Here is a 14,773-nt window from a genome sequence, read left to right on the forward strand (position 1 = left end):
TGCTCCCGATCTGCGGCTTTACCGAACATCGGGTATGGCCTACATCACGCAGCCGACAGCCACGGAGAGGAAGCGCGGTGGATTTTACCCTGAGCGAGCGCGAGACGCATTTCCGCGATCGGGTACGCGAGTTCATCGCCCGCGAGATCGCGCCGCGTCGCGCCGAACACGACCGCCAGCATCATGACGGCGATCCGTGGAAGGTGCTGCCCGTGATCGAGGAGGTGAAGGCGCGCGCGAAGGCGGCCGGGCTATGGAATTTCTTCATGCCGCCGCATTCAGGCCAGACCCATGTCGACGATACGTTCGCGTTCGAGGGCACGCAGCTTTCGAACCTCGAATATGCGCTCTGCGCCGAGGAGATGGGCCGCATCGACTGGGCGAGCGAGTGTTTCAACTGCTCGGCGCCCGATACCGGCAATATGGAGGTGCTCCATCGCTACGGCACGCTGGCGCAGAAGGAAGAGTGGTTGCGGCCACTGATGAATGGCGAGATCCGCTCGGTCTTCCTGATGACCGAGCCGGCGGTCGCCTCGTCCGACGCGACGAATATCGAGACGCGCATCGATCGCGATGGCGACCATTATGTCATTAACGGTCGCAAATGGTGGTCGTCGGGGATCGGCGACCCGCGCTGCCGGATCGGCATCCTGATGGGCAAGACCGATACCGGCGCGGCGCGGCACCAGCAGCAGAGCATGGTGCTCGTCCCGCTCGACACGCCGGGCGTGCGGATCGAGCGGATGCTGTCGGTCTATGGCTATGACCATGCGCCGCACGGCCATGGCGAGGTCAGCTTCACCGACGTGCGCGTGCCGGTCGAAAACATGCTGCTCGGTGAGGGCAGGGGGTTCGAGATTGCGCAGGGCCGGCTCGGGCCGGGGCGCATCCATCATTGCATGCGCACGATCGGCGTTGCGGAGAGCGCGATCGAGGCGATGGCGCGCCGGCTGGTCACCCGCACCGCCTTCGGCAAGCGCATCGCCGATCACAGCGTCTGGGAAGAGCGGATCGCGCGGGCGCGGATCGACATCGAGATGACGCGGCTGCTCTGTCTCAAGGCCGCCGACATGATGGATAAGGCCGGCAATAAGGCCGCGCAACAGGAAATCGCGATGATCAAGGTGCAGGCGCCGAACATGGCGCTGCGGATCCTCGACGATGCGGTGCAGGCGCATGGCGGCGCGGGCGTGTCGGGCGACTTCGATCTCGCGCACGCCTGGGCATCGATGCGGACGTTGCGCTTCGCCGACGGCCCCGACGAGGTTCATGCGCGCGCGATCGCGCGACACGAGTTCGGCAAATACGCATGAGCGACCTCGACACCGCGCGGCTCGGCGACTGGCTGGCGGCGCATGTCCCCGGTTCGGGCGCGATCATCGGGGAGCAACGGCTGGAGGGTGGGCAATCCAATCCCACCTATCGCATCGACACCGACGGCGGCAGCTATGTGCTGCGCCGCAAGCCGGTCGGTGCGCTGCTGCCCTCCGCGCATCAGGTCGACCGCGAATATCGCGTGATCGCCGCGCTCCACCCGACCGGCTTTCCGGTGCCGCGGCCGTACGGGCTGTGCATGGACGATGCGGTGATCGGCTCGGCCTTCTATGTGATGGCGATGGTCGAAGGGCGGACGATCTGGGACGGGACGATGCCCGATTTCACCCCCGATCAGCGCCGCGCACATTACGAGGCGATGATCGACACGCTCGCCGATCTCCACAACACTGACCATGTCGCGATCGGGCTGGAGGATTACGGCCGCCCCGGCAATTATTTCGAGCGCCAGGTCGCACGCTGGACCAAACAATATCGCGGTGCCGAAACCGAGCCGATGCCCGCGATGGAGAAGCTCATCGACTTCCTGCCGCGCACCGTTCCCGCGCAGGAGCGGACCAGCATCGTCCATGGCGACTATCGCGTCGACAACCTCCGCTTCGCGCCGGGCACCGAACCGCGCGTCGCGGCGGTGCTCGACTGGGAATTGTCGACGCTCGGCGATCCGGTTGCCGACCTCACCTATTTCCTGATGAGCTGGGTCACCGAGCCCGAAGGCCGCTCGGGCGTGCTCGGCCGCACCGGCGCGACGACCGGTATTCCCGAAATGACCGAGATGCTGGAGCGTTACTGCGCGCGTACCGGGCGCAGCGCGCCGATCGCGCTCGACTGGTATTTTGCGTTCAATCTCTTCCGGCTCGCCGGCATCGTGCAAGGCATCAAGAAACGGATCGTCACCGGCACCGCCGCCAACCCGCGTGCGCACGAAACCGCGGCGCGGATGGGCGGGCTGGTCGATGCCGCATGGCATTTCGCGCAACGGGCCGGGGCATGATGCGCTTCGCGGGCAAGTCGATCGTCGTCACCGGCGCCGGCTCGGGGATCGGCCGCGCGGCGGCGTTGCTGTTCGCGACAGAGGGCGGGCAGGTGGTCGTCGCCGACGTCACCGATCGCGCGGAGGAGACGGCACAGTCGATCGTCGCCGCGGGTGGCGTCGCGGCAGCGATCCGCATGGATGCTGGCGACGAGGGCGATGTCGCACGCACCGTCGCGCTTGCCGTCGATCGCTTCGGCGGCCTCGACGTGATGTTCGCCAATGCCGGCATCTCGGGCGGGATGGCGAACATCTTCGACACCGATGTCGCGCTGTTCGCGGAAGTGTTGCGTGTCAATCTGATCGGCCCGTGGCTGGCGGTGAAGCACGCCGCACCATCGATCGCCGCGCGCGGCGGCGGCGCGATCGTGCTGACCGCCAGCGTCGCCGGGCTGCGCTCGGGTGCGGGCTCGCCTGCGTATTCGGCGTCCAAGGCGGGGGTCATCAATCTCGCGACGACCGCCGCGCAGCAATTGTCCGGCTCGGGCGTCCGCGTGAACGCGCTGTGCCCCGGCCTGACGGAGACGGGGATGACGCAGCCGACCTTCGATTACGCGCGCGACGCCGGCAAGATGGACCGCATCGGTCGCCTCAATCCATTGCGCCGCGGAGCACAGCCCGAGGAACTGGCGCGCGTCGCGCTGTTCCTCGCCAGCGACGACGCCAGCTACGTCAACGGCCAGGCGCTCGCGGCGGATGGCGGCCTGTCGTCGAGTCACCCGGTAACGCGACAGGACTATGGCAAGACCGCGGTGTGACAAGGGCGGCGACCGGCAAGCATCTCGAAGCGCACGGGAACGCCCGCAGCTAACCTGTGTTGACCCTCCATCCACAGGAGAGTCGCCCGATGCCCGCCCCCATCCGTTACACCGCCGACATCGAGCAGCAGCAGCCCGACGAGGCGACGACGATCGCCCAGCTTAACGAACAGTTCGACATCGTCCTCGACACCACCGCCGAGGATTACGGCCACGCCGTCCGCGCCGTCCATGCCAAGGCGCATGCGATCCTCGAAGGCACGCTGACCATCGACGCCGATCTTCCGCCCGAGCTGGCGCAGGGCCTGTTCGCCACGCCGGGCGAGCACAAGGTGCTGATGCGCTTTTCCACCAATCCCGGCGACATCCTCGACGACGCGATCTCGCTGCCACGCGGCCTCGCGATCAAGATCCTCGACGTCGACGGCGAGCGGTTGCCGGGCGCCGAGGGCCGGTCGCAGGACTTCATCATGGTCAATGCCACCGCCTTCCAGGCGAAGACCGCCGCCAAATTCCTCGGCAGCCTCAAGCTGCTGGCGCGCACCACCGACAAGGCGGAGGGCGGCAAGAAGGCGCTTTCCGCGGTGCTGCGCGGTGTCAGCAGCGCGCTCGGCGCGGTCGGGATCGAGAGCGCGACGATCAACACGCTCGGCGGTGCACCAAACGTCGATCCGGTCGGCGAGACCTACTACAGCACCACCCCGTTTCGCTACGGCGACCATATCGCCAAGTTCAGCCTCCGGCCCGTCGCCCCCGGCCTCACGGAGCGCACCGGCGCGATCATCGACACGGCGGGCGACCGCGACGCGATCCGCCACACCGTCCGCGACGAGCTACGATCGATCGCCGGCGAATGGGAGTTCCGCGTCCAGCTCGCCCGCGACCTCGCGCGCCAGCCGGTCGAGGACGCGACCGTCGAGTGGGACGAGCAGGAAGCCCCCTTCGTCCGCGTCGCCACGCTCCGCACCGCCGCGCAGGACAGCTGGGATGATGCCCGCGTCGAACAGGTCAACGACCATTTGCGCTTCAGCGTGTGGACCGGCCTCTCCGCACACCAGCCGCTCGGCAACATCAACCGTGCGCGCCGCGACATCTATCGCCACTCCGCCGACTACCGCCAGCACGTCAACCGCTGCCCGATCCACGAACCGGAATGAGGTCAGCGCCGCATCCGCGCCAGCCCCTCCTGCGCGACGCTCGCCACCAGCCGCCCGTCGGCGGTGAAGATCCGCCCGCGGTTCATGCCGCGGCCGTGTCCCGCCCACGGACTGTCCATCGTGTAGAGCAGCCAGTCATCGGTCCGCGCCGGCTCGTGCAGCCACAAGGCGTGGTCGAGGCTGGCGGTCTGCATCCCCGGCGTGATCCACGTCACGCCATGCGGCAACATGCACGTCCCCAGCAGCATCATGTCGCTGGCATAGGCGAGCACCGCGCGGTGCATCGCCGGATCGTCGCCAACGGGTGCGACCGCGCGGAACCAGTAATGATGCACCGGCGGGGCAGGGGTCGGCTCGGTCCAGTGCCGCGGCGTCACCGGGCGATATTCGATCGCGCGCGGCCGCAACAATTGCGCGCGAAGCTGCGGCGGGATCTTGTCGACCACCGCCGCGCGCAACGTCTGTTCGTCCTGCAACGACTCGGGCGGCGGCACGTCGGGCATCGCATCCTGATGCGACAATCCTTCCTCGGGACGCTGGAACGACGCGGCCATGTTGAGGATCGGCGTGCCCCGCTGCATCGCGATCACGCGCCGCGTCGCGAAACTGCGTCCCTCGAAATCGCGCACCACGCGGTAGATGATCGGATGCTCCTCCGACCCGGCGCGCATGAAATAGGCGTGGAGCGAATGCGCGACCTTGTCGGTCTCGCCCGCCGAGCGCTGCGCCGCCTGCAACGCCTGCGCGATCACCTGCCCGCCGAACACGCGCCCGACCCCGCCGGTCGACCGCCGCCCGCGATACAGATCGGTGTCGATCTCCTCGACGTCGAGCAGATCGAACAGATCGGCGACCAGTTCGGCCGGAGAGGGCGCCGCAGGCGAAGGCACGTCGCTCAATAGCCGCGCCCGCGCGCCACGCGATCGGCGTGGAAGTTCGCATCGCCGAACATTTCGGCGAGCACCCGCGCGCGCTTCATGAAGAAGCCGATGTCATATTCGTCGGTCATGCCGATTCCGCCGTGCATCTGAACGCCTTCCTGCACCGACAGCGTCGTGGCAAGCCCCGTCATCGCCTTGGCGACCGACACCGCCTGATCCGCCGCGGCGTCCTCGGCGTCGAGCAATTGCTGCGCCTTCAACACCGCGGCGCGTGCCACCTCCAGCTCGGCATAGAGATGCGCGGCACGGTGCTGGAGCGCCTGGAAGCTGCCGATCAGCGCGCCGAACTGCTTGCGCTGCTTCAAATAGCCGACCGTCAAGTCCATCGCGCCGCCGCCGACCCCGAGCAGCTCCGCCGACGCCCCCGTCCGCCCGGCCCGCAACAGCCGGTCGAGCGGCGCGCGCCCCGCGTCCACCTCGCCGATCACCGCATCGCCGTCGACCGCGACGCCCTCGAAGGTCAGCCGCGCGGCGATGCTGCTGTCGGCAAGCCGTTCGGGCGTCGCGGTCAGGCCGGCGGCATCGGCCGGCACCGCGAACAAGGTCACGCCCTCGGCGTCCGCATCGCTGCCGGCGGTCCGCGCCGCGACGATCAGCAGATCGGCGACATGGCCATGCGTGACGAACTGCTTGGCGCCGCTCAGCCGAAAACCGTTGCCGGCCCGCTCCGCGCGCATCGTCACGCCGTCGCGATGCTTCGGCCCCTCGTCGATCGCCAGCGCCGCGACCGTCTCACCCGACAGGATACCGGGGAACCAGCGCTCAGCCTGCGCGGTGCCGTCGAGCGCCGCCACCGCCGCCACCGCGGTGGAGAGGAACGGCGAAGGCGACAGGTTGCGCCCGATCTCCTCCAGCACCACGCCCGCCTCGACATGCCCGAGCCCCAGCCCGCCGGCATCCTCGCCGATCAGGATGCCGGTGAACCCCATCTCCGCGAATTGCTTCCACAACGCGCGATCGAACCCGGTCGCATCGTCGCTGTCGCGCAAGCGCCGCAGGTTCGCGACGGGCGCATTCTCGCCCACGAAGTCGCGCGCGGTGTCGCGCAGCATCGTCTGTTCGTCATTCAGGAAAAGCGGCATCGCATCCCTCCGATAGTGGGGCTGATCGTCCCACCTTCAACGTCGCCCCTGCGCAGGCAGGGGCCTATGTCTCTGTCGTGTGCCGAGACGTTTGACACACATCCCGCGCTCACTATTGGCCACCGCGCACTTCCATTCGGCAGCCATGGGCCCCTGCCTTCGCAGGGGCGACGATCACCCCGGCAATTCCAGTATCCGCTTCGCCACGATGTTGAGCTGGATCTCGCTCGTCCCGCCCTCGATCGAATTGGCCTTGGTCCGCAGCCACGCCCGCGCCGCGCGCCCGCCGCCCGAACGCTCGCTTTCCCATTCGACCGCGTCCGACCCGCCCGCCGCCATCGACAGTTCGTGCCGCGCCTTGTTCAGCTCGGTACCGTAATATTTCATCATGCTCGGCTGCGCGGGGTGCGCCTGTCCCGCCTTCAGCTCGTCGATGAACCGCTCGCTCTGCGCCGCGAACGCCAGCGCGCGGACCTCGTACAGCGCGATCTGCGCGCGCAGCAGCGGATCGGCCAGCCGTCCCTCGGCATCCACTCCGACCGTCGCCAGCGCCCCCTCGACCAGCGCGTCGCCGCCGCCCGACAGGCCCATGCCCGAGATCATCTCGCGCTCATGCCCGAGCAGGTATTTGGCGACGTCCCAGCCCTTGTTGAGATCGCCGACCAGATTGGCCTTGGGCACCTTCACATCGTCGAAGAAGGTCTCGCAAAACGGCGAATAGCCGCTGATGAGAAGGATCGGCTTGGTCGACACGCCGGGCGAGGCCATGTCGAACAGCACGAAGCTGATCCCGCCCTGCTTGGTCGTCTTGTCGGTGCGGACCAGGCAGAAAATCCAGTCGGCCTGATCGGCATAGCTGGTCCACACCTTCTGACCGTTGACGATGAAATGATCGCCGGCATCCTCGGCGCTGGTCGCCAGGCTCGCGAGGTCCGATCCGGCATTGGGCTCCGAATAGCCCTGGCACCAGCGGATCTCGCCGCGCGCGATCTTGGGCAGATGCTCCAGCTTCTGCGCCTCGGTCCCATATTTCAGCAGCGCCGGCCCGAGCATCGAAATGCCGAAGCTGTTGAGCGGGCTACGCGCCTTGATCCGCGCCATTTCCTCGCGCAGCAATTTGGTTTCCGCCGCGCTCAGCCCGCCACCGCCATATTTCTTGGGCCAGTCGGGGACGGTCCAGCCGCGCGCCGCCATCCGGTCGAGCCATGTCTTCTGCGGCGCGGTCAGCCGCGACTGATCGCGCCCGCCCCACACCACGTCCTTCTCGGAGACGATCGGCGCGCGCATTTCGGGCGGACAATTCGCCTCCAGCCACGCGCGCGTCTCTTCGCGGAAGGTGTCGAGATCGCTCACTTGAACGTCTCCCCGGTCTTGAGGCCCTTGGCGACCGAAAAGCCATAGCGTTCCAGCCCGGCGACCACCTTGTCGGCGCCCTCGCTCTGCGCCCAGAACATCGGCCCGCCGCGATAGACCGGCCAGCCATAGCCATACACCCACACGACATCGACGTCGGACGCGCGCTGCGCCATGCCTTCCTCGAGGATCAAGGCACCTTCGTTGACCATCGTATAGAGCGTGCGCGCGACGATCTCCTCGTCGCTGATCGCGCGCGGTGTCGCGCCTTCCTTGGCGCGGAAGTCGTCGATGATCTCGGCCACCCGCGGCGAGGGGGTCGGGTTTCGCTTCTCGTCATAATCGTAGAAGCCCGCGCCCTTCTTCTGCCCCCAGCGACCCTCGGCGGCGAGCGCGTCCCGAATGTTTTCGATCCGGCTCGGATCGCGATGCCACCCGATATCAACCCCGGCGAGGTCGGCCATCTGGAACGGCCCCATCGGCATCCCGAACGCGACATGGACGCGGTCGATCTGCTCGGGGGTCGCGCCCTCCATCAACAGCTTGTTGGCCTCGACCTGCCGCGGCATCAGCATTCGGTTGCCGATGAATCCGTCGCACACGCCCGCGACGACCGCGACCTTCCGGATCTTCTTGGCCAGCGCCATCACCGTCGCCAGCACGTCGGGCGCGGTCTGCTTGCCGCGCACTACCTCCAGCAATTTCATGACGTTCGCCGGCGAGAAAAAGTGCATCCCCAGCACGTCGCCGGGGCGCTTGGTCACCGCGGCGATCTCGTCGATGTTGAGATAGCTGGTGTTGCTCGCCAGGATCGCACCGGGCTTGGCGATCGCGTCGAGCCTGGCGAAGATGTCCTTCTTGACGCCCATATCCTCATAGGCGGCCTCGATGATCAGGTCGCAATCGCCGAGATCGTCGAGCGACAGGGTAGGGGAGAGTAGCGCCATCGCCTGGTCGGGCGCGCCGGCGGGCAGGCGGCCCTTGGCGGCGCTTGCCTCGTAATTACGCCGCATCACCCCGGTGCCGCGATCGAGCGCGTCCTGCTGCATCTCGACGATCGTGACCGGCACGCCCGCCGACAGGAAGTTCATCGCGATCCCGCCGCCCATCGTTCCCGCGCCGATCACGCCGACGCGCTTGATCGCGCGCAACGGGGTGGCGGGGTCGATGTCGTCGATCTTCGCGGCCTTGCGCTCGGCGAAGAACAGGTGCCGCTGCGCCGCCGATTGCGTGCCGGTCATCAGCGCCATGAACTGTTCGCGCTCCACCGCCAGCCCGTCCTCGAACGGCCGTTCGGTGGCTGCGACGACGCAGGTGATGCACGCCTCGGGCGCATCGAATCCGCGCAGCTTGCGGCCGTGCGTCTTGCGGAACGCCTCGACCGCCGCCGGATCGGGCGCGACGGTGCGATCGCGGACCCGCGGGATCGGACGCGTGCCCGCCACGTCGCGCGCGAAGGCGAGCGCGTCGGCGGCCAACGTGTCCTCGCCGACGACCTTGTCGATCAGGCCCATGTCCGCTGCCGCCTGCGCCGACACCGGATTGCCGAGCACGATCAACTCCAGCGCTGCCTTGACGCCCACCAGTCGCGGCAGCCGCTGCGTGCCGCCTGCGCCGGGGAGCAGCCCCAGCTTCACTTCGGGCGTGCCCAGCTTCGCGGACGGGACGGCGACCCGGTAATGGCAGCCGAGCGCCACCTCGCACCCGCCGCCCAGCGCGGTGCCGTGGATCGCGGCGATGACCGGCTTGGGGCTCGCCTCGATCATGTCGACCAGCGTCGGCAGCGGAATGCCCTGCAACGGCTTGCCGAACTCGCTGATGTCGGCGCCCGCGAAGAAGGTGCGACCGTCGCAGCGAAGCACGATCGCGGCGATGCTCGAATCCGCGACACCCGCCTTCACCGCCGCCTCCAGACCGTCGCGCACTGCCGCACCAAGCGCGTTCACGGGCGGCGAATCGCTGGTAATTTGGAGGATGTCGCCGTCCCGCTCGATGCGGATCGGCCCCGGTTGCTCGTTATCGTGCGACGTCATGGGGGTAACTCTCCTCGCTTCGGCATACCGCTTTTTCGAACTGTGTCGCATCTATCGCGTTGTTGGAGGCGAGCGCAATCGTCCTTGTGCGGACCGGCGTCACGATCGCGGTTGATTTTTATCGGGATTTATATGGTGGGACCCGCCGGGCTTGTCCCTGTGCCGCTTCCCCGCCTAATCCTGCACTCCAGATAAGATGAACGGGGGACGGCTCTTCGATGCGCGTGACGAAGGATTTTCTACGCGGGCGTGGCCGCAACGGACTGACGCAGGCCGAAAAAGACGTGCTGGAAAGTGCGGTCGAACGTGTCGAGCGCTTGCCTGCGCGCAGCATCGTCACACGCCGTGGCGAGCCGGTGACGTACAGTACCCTGCTGCTCGAAGGCGTGATGTGCCGCTACATGGATGCGCGTGACGGTTTTCGGCAATTGGTGGCGTTGCAGCTGACGGGGGACTTCGTCGACCTGCACGGCTATCCGCTTCGCCGGCTCGACCACGATGTCGGCACGCTCACCGAGGCGCGGATCGCGCTGATACCACACGCTCGCATCGACAAGATCCTGGTCGATCACCCCCATCTGACCCGCCTGTTGTGGCGCTCCACCCTCCTGGACGCCGCCCTCCACCGCGAATGGATCTTCCGGATCGGGCGCCTCGATGCGGCCGGGCGACTCGCGCATTTTCTATTGGAAACATACCACAGATTGGAAGCGGTCGGCGCTGCGGACGGCGGTGCGTTCGATTTCGCGCTGACCCAACAAGATCTAGGCGAAGCCCTCGGCCTGACGAGCGTACACGTTAATCGAATGTTGCGGCGGCTGCGCGAAGCGGGGTTGGCGGAGTTCTCGCGCGGCGTGGTGCGGATCACCGATCACGACCGGCTTGCCCGCCTCGGCGAGTTCGATCCCGATTACCTCTACCTCGAGGCCGGTGCCTGGCATCAGGATGGCTAGCCTCGCGTGAAGATGCTTGGCCGCGGGCGGTAAATAGCCGTAGGTGATGGATATGCCCGATCAGCCTGCGCCCGCCGACCCGTTCATCCCGGCCCCTAGTGCGGCCGGGATCGACCCGCCGATGCGGCGCGACCGGCTGCTCGCGGGGTTGACGCTGACTGCCGGGATCGGGCTGATGCTCGGGCTGCCGTTCGCGCTGCAGGCGGGTGCGGAGTTCTTCATGCCGACCGCGATCGCGCTGGTCGTGTCGTTGGCGTTGATTCCGCTGCTGGAATGGCTGGAACGCCGCCGGCTTCCGTCGCCGATCGCGGCGCTGTTCTGCGTGATCCTGTTCCTCGTGATCGCCAATGTGGCGCTCGCCGCGATCGTCGTGCCCGCGACCGAGTTTTTCCGGCTGCTCCCTAGCCGCATCCACCGCATCCAGGCGAATCTCGCGCCGATCCTCGATCTATACTCAAGCCTCGAGCGCTATGCCAACCGCACGCTGCGCCAGATCGCGACCACCCCGGTAAAACCTTCCCCCACCGCCGCCGTCTCGCCGCCGAGTTCGATCGTCGAACTGGCGGCCACATCTGCGCCGGCGGTGATCGTCCAGACCTTCTATGCCATTCTCGTCGCGTTCTTTTTCTTGTCCGGCTGGACCCGGATGCGCGAGAAGATGATCACCGGCCGCGCCAGCTTCGGCGGCGCGATGACGACCGCACGCGTGCTGCAGGAGATGGTCGACGCGGTGTCTTCGTATCTCGGGACGATCACGATCATCAACATCGCGCTCGGGGCCGTGGTCGCCGGCGCGCTCCATCTGCTCGGGATGCCGTTTCCGTTGATGTGGGGCGGCATCGTCACCCTGCTAAACTACGTACCCTATTTTGGACCGGTAGTCGCAGCGCTTCTGCTCGCGATCGGCGGCCTCATGACCTTCTCCGACGTCTGGACCGCCTTGTCGGCCCCGGCGATCATGTATGGCGCACATCTGATCGAGGCGAACGTCGTGACGCCGCTGATTGTCGGCCACCGATTGACGATCAACCCGGTGATGATCCTCATTTCGATCAGCTTCTGGGGCTGGGTGTGGGGCACCGTCGGCGCGTTGCTGGCGGTGCCGATCCTCATCATCGTGCAGACGATCCTCTCTGCCGCCGGACGCCCGGACATCGCAGGTTTCCTCTTCGAGGACGGCACGTTGATGCGCGGCCAAGAGGAGCAGGTCGCCGTCGTCGAAAAAGTCGGCGATAGTCGTTGACAGGGTAGGGCGTGCCGCCTAGTTGGCGCGCCTCACGCTTCTGCAAGCGGGTGTAGCTCAGTTGGTTAGAGCGCCGGCCTGTCACGCCGGAGGTCGCGGGTTCGAGCCCCGTCACTCGCGCCACCCTCAAATCGAGGTGGTTTTTGTCGCAGCGGGAATGACGCGACGAGCGCGGTTCCAGGGCCCGAGGTCCTGCAATTGCGCGGTTGCGTATGGGAATGCGGGTGTAGCTCAGTTGGTTAGAGCGCCGGCCTGTCACGCCGGAGGTCGCGGGTTCGAGCCCCGTCACTCGCGCCACGTATTGGTGGCTTAAAACTTACCGCCAGCGTCCGGTCTCCATCCAGAGAAGCAGCGGCTTGAGCGGTGCGATCCAGACGATCCCGGTCACGACATAGAAAAGCAACTGCACCACGCCGTGCCAGCGCGCGATCGTGCCCGACAGCGAGGCGATCGCCATGCACCACACTAGGATCAGCAGCAGGATCGCGAGCATCCCGACGGGCTTGCGCCATGAAGGTGTCATAAGGTGATCCATTCCTGTTCGGTCGCGATGGCGTGCAGCGGCACGTCCCAAGGGTCGGCAGTCAGTCCGTCGATCATCTGCACGCTCCACGCCACCCCGATGCGCACTGCGGCGGGGAAGGCGGCGAACGCGCGGTCGTAATGCCCCGCGCCTTGTCCCAGCCGGTTCAACGCGCGGTCGAAGGCGACGAGCGGAGCCAGGACGAGGTCGGGTGCGACCGGTTCGCCATCATGCGCGGGCTGCCGTAATCCGAAAGGGCCGCTCTCCAGCAGTCCGCCCGGTGTCCAGCACAGGAAGCGCAGCGGCGTCGCGCGGTCGATGACATGCGGCAGCGCCAGCGTGCATCCCACCGCGAGCGCCGCCTCTTCCAGCGGTCGCGGATCGGCTTCGCCACCGATCGGCACGTAGCTCGCCACGATCATCCCCGGCGTCAGCAAGGCGGCAAAACGGGGGTCGACCCGGATCGGCGCGTGCGGCGCGGCGACGAACGCGGCGCGTGCGGCGCGCGCGGTGATGCGCAAGGTTGTCTTGTCAGTCATCAGCTTGCTGCGCGGCGGGTGGCGGGACCGCCATGGTCGTTTGCCGGATTATCCACTGACGCCCAGTACGTCAGGTGGGGATCATATGCGTCGGGCCAGGACCCGGGCAGGGACAACCCCCATGGAAGATGAATAGCCTCAGGGATTTCTCTAGGCTCGTACCGGGCAGAACCCGCCACGCTCAACTTAGGCGCTCGGCAGCGTTTGCTCAAGGGCTGAGGCGATCGATTCGAGCCGCTCGGACAATTGGTTGAGCGCGACACCCTCGGGCGTTTCCGGCGGCGGGGCATTGCGCGCGTCGATCAGCGCGTCGGCGAGCATCAGCGCGGCGAGCAGCATCTGACGGTTGGCGCCGCCCGCACCGGCGGCGCGACGAGCCGTGTCCCACCGCTCGTCGATCAACGCGGCAGCCTCCTTCAATCGCGCCTCGCCACCGTCGCGGCAGGCGAGGTCGTAATTGGTGTCGCCGATGCGCAGCGTGACGATCGCCATCAGCCCTGCGCCTCCGGCTCGGCGGTATTGGCGATGATCGTGTCGAGCGCCGCCACGGCCTGTGCCATCGTCGCCTTCAGCGTGGCGTGCCGCCGCTCCAGCAACGCGTCGGCAGCGCGACGGGCGGCAATCGCGTTTTCGACACGGGTGATGGCGGCGTCCAGCCGGGCGATCGCGGGATTGTCCATAGGGGCAAAGCGATAGGATCGCGCGCGCGACACGACAAGTAGGTTGCGCGGCAGACGGTCGCTGCAGCGGGGCGGTTGACGGGTGCGCGTCCACCTGCGCAAAAGCCGCCGCATCTGGACGGAATTGGCGGAGGACTGACGATGACGAAGGTTGCGATCAACGGCTTCGGGCGCATCGGCCGGCTGGTGGCGCGCGCATTGCTGGAGCGCGGCAGCGAGCTGGAGCTGGTGACGATCAACGACCTGGCCGACACCAAGTCCAATGCGTGGCTGTTCAGCCGCGACAGCGTCCACGGCAAGTACGCCGGCACCGTCGAGGCGGACGGGCAGGACATGGTGATCGACGGCAAGCGCATCCGCGTCACGGCCGAGCGCGATCCCGCGAACCTGCCGCACAAGGAACTTGGCGTCGACATCGTGCTGGAATGCACGGGCTTCTTCACCGATCGCGCGAGCGCGCAGAAGCATATCGATGCGGGCGCCAAGAAGGTGCTGATCTCCGCGCCGGCCAAGGGCGTCGACATCACCGTCGTCTACGGTGTGAACCACGACAAGCTCGAGGCTGGTCACACGATCGTCTCGAACGCGTCATGCACCACCAATTGCCTCGCGCCGGTCGCCAAGGTGCTGAACGATGCGCTCGGCATCGAGCGCGGGCTGATGACCACGATCCACGCCTACACCAACGATCAGAAGATCCTCGACCAGATCCATCCCGACCTGCGTCGTGCACGTGCCGCGGCGATGAGCATGATCCCGACCACCACCGGCGCGGCGCGCGCGGTGGGTGAGGTGCTGCCAGAGCTGAAGGGCAAGCTCGACGGTTCGGCGGTGCGCGTGCCGGTTCCCGACGGCAGCCTGGTCGACTTGACCTTCATGCCGGGTCGCGAGACGACCAAGGAGGAGGTGAATGCGCTGCTCAAGGCGGCGGCGGACGGTCCGATGAAGGGCGTGCTCCACTTCTCCGATGAGCCGCTGGTGTCGATCGACATCGTCCACACGCCCTATTCGTCGACGGTCGACAGCCTCGAAACCGCCGTGCTCGACGGCAAGCTGGTGCGTGTCGTCAGCTGGTATGACAACGAATGGGGGTTCTCGAACCGCATGGTCGACACCGCGTCGGCGATGGCCAAGCTTGGCTGA

At 67.1% G+C, this 14,773-nt stretch carries 15 protein-coding genes and 2 tRNA genes; 9 read left to right on the top strand and 8 right to left on the bottom strand.

The window, feature by feature from the left end:
* Positions 1-77 precede the first annotated feature (77 nt).
* From QP166_RS05280 to QP166_RS05295, 4 genes are all read left to right on the top strand, one after another.
* The gene (locus QP166_RS05280) at positions 78-1,313 is read left to right on the top strand and encodes an acyl-CoA dehydrogenase family protein (protein WP_333914959.1); all 1,236 of its coding nucleotides are present in this window, start codon (positions 78-80) and stop codon (positions 1,311-1,313) included.
* The gene (locus QP166_RS05285) at positions 1,310-2,329 is read left to right on the top strand and encodes a phosphotransferase family protein (protein WP_333914960.1); all 1,020 of its coding nucleotides are present in this window, start codon (positions 1,310-1,312) and stop codon (positions 2,327-2,329) included. Before QP166_RS05280 ends, QP166_RS05285 begins: the two co-directional genes overlap by 4 nt.
* Positions 2,326-3,126 carry an SDR family NAD(P)-dependent oxidoreductase gene (locus QP166_RS05290; protein WP_333914961.1) on the top strand — a complete coding sequence of 267 codons (801 nt, stop codon included), beginning with the start codon at positions 2,326-2,328 and terminating at the stop codon, positions 3,124-3,126. The genes QP166_RS05285 and QP166_RS05290 overlap by 4 nt, the downstream gene beginning before the upstream one ends.
* A gap of 89 nt (positions 3,127-3,215) precedes the next feature.
* Positions 3,216-4,283, top strand: a complete 1,068-nt coding sequence (locus QP166_RS05295; protein ID WP_333914962.1) for a catalase family protein — start codon at positions 3,216-3,218, stop codon at positions 4,281-4,283.
* A gap of 2 nt (positions 4,284-4,285) precedes the next feature.
* On the opposite strand, the gene QP166_RS05300 is transcribed toward QP166_RS05295, so the two are convergent.
* From QP166_RS05300 to QP166_RS05315, 4 genes are all read right to left on the bottom strand, one after another.
* Complete coding sequence (locus QP166_RS05300; RefSeq protein ID WP_333914963.1) at positions 4,286-5,182, bottom strand: acyl-CoA thioesterase; 897 nt, start codon at positions 5,180-5,182, stop codon at positions 4,286-4,288.
* Entirely contained in the window at positions 5,179-6,306 is a 1,128-nt protein-coding gene (locus tag QP166_RS05305; protein WP_333914964.1) for an acyl-CoA dehydrogenase family protein, read from the bottom strand. Before QP166_RS05305 ends, QP166_RS05300 begins: the two co-directional genes overlap by 4 nt.
* 174 nt (positions 6,307-6,480) lie before the next feature.
* A complete protein-coding gene (locus QP166_RS05310; protein ID WP_333914965.1) occupies positions 6,481-7,659 on the bottom strand; it encodes an acyl-CoA dehydrogenase family protein in 1,179 nt (392 codons plus the stop codon).
* Positions 7,656-9,692 (bottom strand): 3-hydroxyacyl-CoA dehydrogenase NAD-binding domain-containing protein, encoded by a 2,037-nt coding sequence (locus QP166_RS05315; RefSeq protein WP_333914966.1) that lies wholly within the window; start codon positions 9,690-9,692, stop codon positions 7,656-7,658. Before QP166_RS05315 ends, QP166_RS05310 begins: the two co-directional genes overlap by 4 nt.
* 218 nt (positions 9,693-9,910) lie before the next feature.
* On the opposite strand from QP166_RS05315, the gene QP166_RS05320 reads away from it, so the two are divergent.
* From QP166_RS05320 to QP166_RS05335, 4 genes are all read left to right on the top strand, one after another.
* The gene (locus tag QP166_RS05320; protein WP_333914967.1) at positions 9,911-10,645 is read left to right on the top strand and encodes a Crp/Fnr family transcriptional regulator; all 735 of its coding nucleotides are present in this window, start codon (positions 9,911-9,913) and stop codon (positions 10,643-10,645) included.
* Between the two features lie 52 nt (positions 10,646-10,697).
* The gene (locus tag QP166_RS05325) at positions 10,698-11,888 is read left to right on the top strand and encodes an AI-2E family transporter (protein ID WP_333914968.1); all 1,191 of its coding nucleotides are present in this window, start codon (positions 10,698-10,700) and stop codon (positions 11,886-11,888) included.
* Positions 11,889-11,934: 46 nt separating this feature from the next.
* Positions 11,935-12,011 (top strand) — tRNA-Asp (locus QP166_RS05330).
* A gap of 97 nt (positions 12,012-12,108) precedes the next feature.
* A tRNA-Asp gene (locus tag QP166_RS05335) sits at positions 12,109-12,185 on the top strand.
* A gap of 19 nt (positions 12,186-12,204) precedes the next feature.
* Here the strand turns inward: QP166_RS05335 and QP166_RS05340 are convergent.
* From QP166_RS05340 to QP166_RS05355, 4 genes are all read right to left on the bottom strand, one after another.
* Positions 12,205-12,411 (bottom strand): DUF2842 domain-containing protein, encoded by a 207-nt coding sequence (locus tag QP166_RS05340; RefSeq protein WP_333914969.1) that lies wholly within the window; start codon positions 12,409-12,411, stop codon positions 12,205-12,207.
* Complete coding sequence (locus tag QP166_RS05345; protein ID WP_333914970.1) at positions 12,408-12,950, bottom strand: 5-formyltetrahydrofolate cyclo-ligase; 543 nt, start codon at positions 12,948-12,950, stop codon at positions 12,408-12,410. Before QP166_RS05345 ends, QP166_RS05340 begins: the two co-directional genes overlap by 4 nt.
* 186 nt (positions 12,951-13,136) lie before the next feature.
* Positions 13,137-13,442, bottom strand: a complete 306-nt coding sequence (gene zapA / locus QP166_RS05350) for a cell division protein ZapA (protein WP_333914971.1) — start codon at positions 13,440-13,442, stop codon at positions 13,137-13,139.
* Positions 13,442-13,630 (bottom strand): hypothetical protein, encoded by a 189-nt coding sequence (locus QP166_RS05355; protein WP_333914972.1) that lies wholly within the window; start codon positions 13,628-13,630, stop codon positions 13,442-13,444. Before QP166_RS05355 ends, zapA begins: the two co-directional genes overlap by 1 nt.
* 141 nt (positions 13,631-13,771) lie before the next feature.
* Between QP166_RS05355 and gap the strand changes: the two genes are divergently transcribed.
* Entirely contained in the window at positions 13,772-14,773 is a 1,002-nt protein-coding gene (gene gap / locus QP166_RS05360; protein WP_333914973.1) for a type I glyceraldehyde-3-phosphate dehydrogenase, read from the top strand.

This window comes from Sphingomonas sp. LR60, assembly GCF_036855935.1.
GTDB lineage: Bacteria > Pseudomonadota > Alphaproteobacteria > Sphingomonadales > Sphingomonadaceae > Sphingomonas.

What these genes read in the sequence shown, in the direction of transcription:
- QP166_RS05325 (WP_333914968.1), top strand. Translation starts at nt 10,698, where the DNA reads ATGCCCGATCAGCCTGCGCCCGCCGACCCGTTCATCCCGGCCCCTAGT.
- QP166_RS05290 (WP_333914961.1), top strand. Translation starts at nt 2,326, where the DNA reads ATGATGCGCTTCGCGGGCAAGTCGATCGTCGTCACCGGCGCCGGCTCG.
- QP166_RS05340 (WP_333914969.1), bottom strand. Translation starts at nt 12,411, where the DNA reads ATGACACCTTCATGGCGCAAGCCCGTCGGGATGCTCGCGATCCTGCTG.
- QP166_RS05295 (WP_333914962.1), top strand. Translation starts at nt 3,216, where the DNA reads ATGCCCGCCCCCATCCGTTACACCGCCGACATCGAGCAGCAGCAGCCC.
- QP166_RS05345 (WP_333914970.1), bottom strand. Translation starts at nt 12,950, where the DNA reads ATGACTGACAAGACAACCTTGCGCATCACCGCGCGCGCCGCACGCGCC.
- QP166_RS05305 (WP_333914964.1), bottom strand. Translation starts at nt 6,306, where the DNA reads ATGCCGCTTTTCCTGAATGACGAACAGACGATGCTGCGCGACACCGCG.
- QP166_RS05315 (WP_333914966.1), bottom strand. Translation starts at nt 9,692, where the DNA reads ATGACGTCGCACGATAACGAGCAACCGGGGCCGATCCGCATCGAGCGG.
- gap (WP_333914973.1), top strand. Translation starts at nt 13,772, where the DNA reads ATGACGAAGGTTGCGATCAACGGCTTCGGGCGCATCGGCCGGCTGGTG.
- QP166_RS05285 (WP_333914960.1), top strand. Translation starts at nt 1,310, where the DNA reads ATGAGCGACCTCGACACCGCGCGGCTCGGCGACTGGCTGGCGGCGCAT.
- QP166_RS05320 (WP_333914967.1), top strand. Translation starts at nt 9,911, where the DNA reads ATGCGCGTGACGAAGGATTTTCTACGCGGGCGTGGCCGCAACGGACTG.
- QP166_RS05355 (WP_333914972.1), bottom strand. Translation starts at nt 13,630, where the DNA reads ATGGACAATCCCGCGATCGCCCGGCTGGACGCCGCCATCACCCGTGTC.
- zapA (WP_333914971.1), bottom strand. Translation starts at nt 13,442, where the DNA reads ATGGCGATCGTCACGCTGCGCATCGGCGACACCAATTACGACCTCGCC.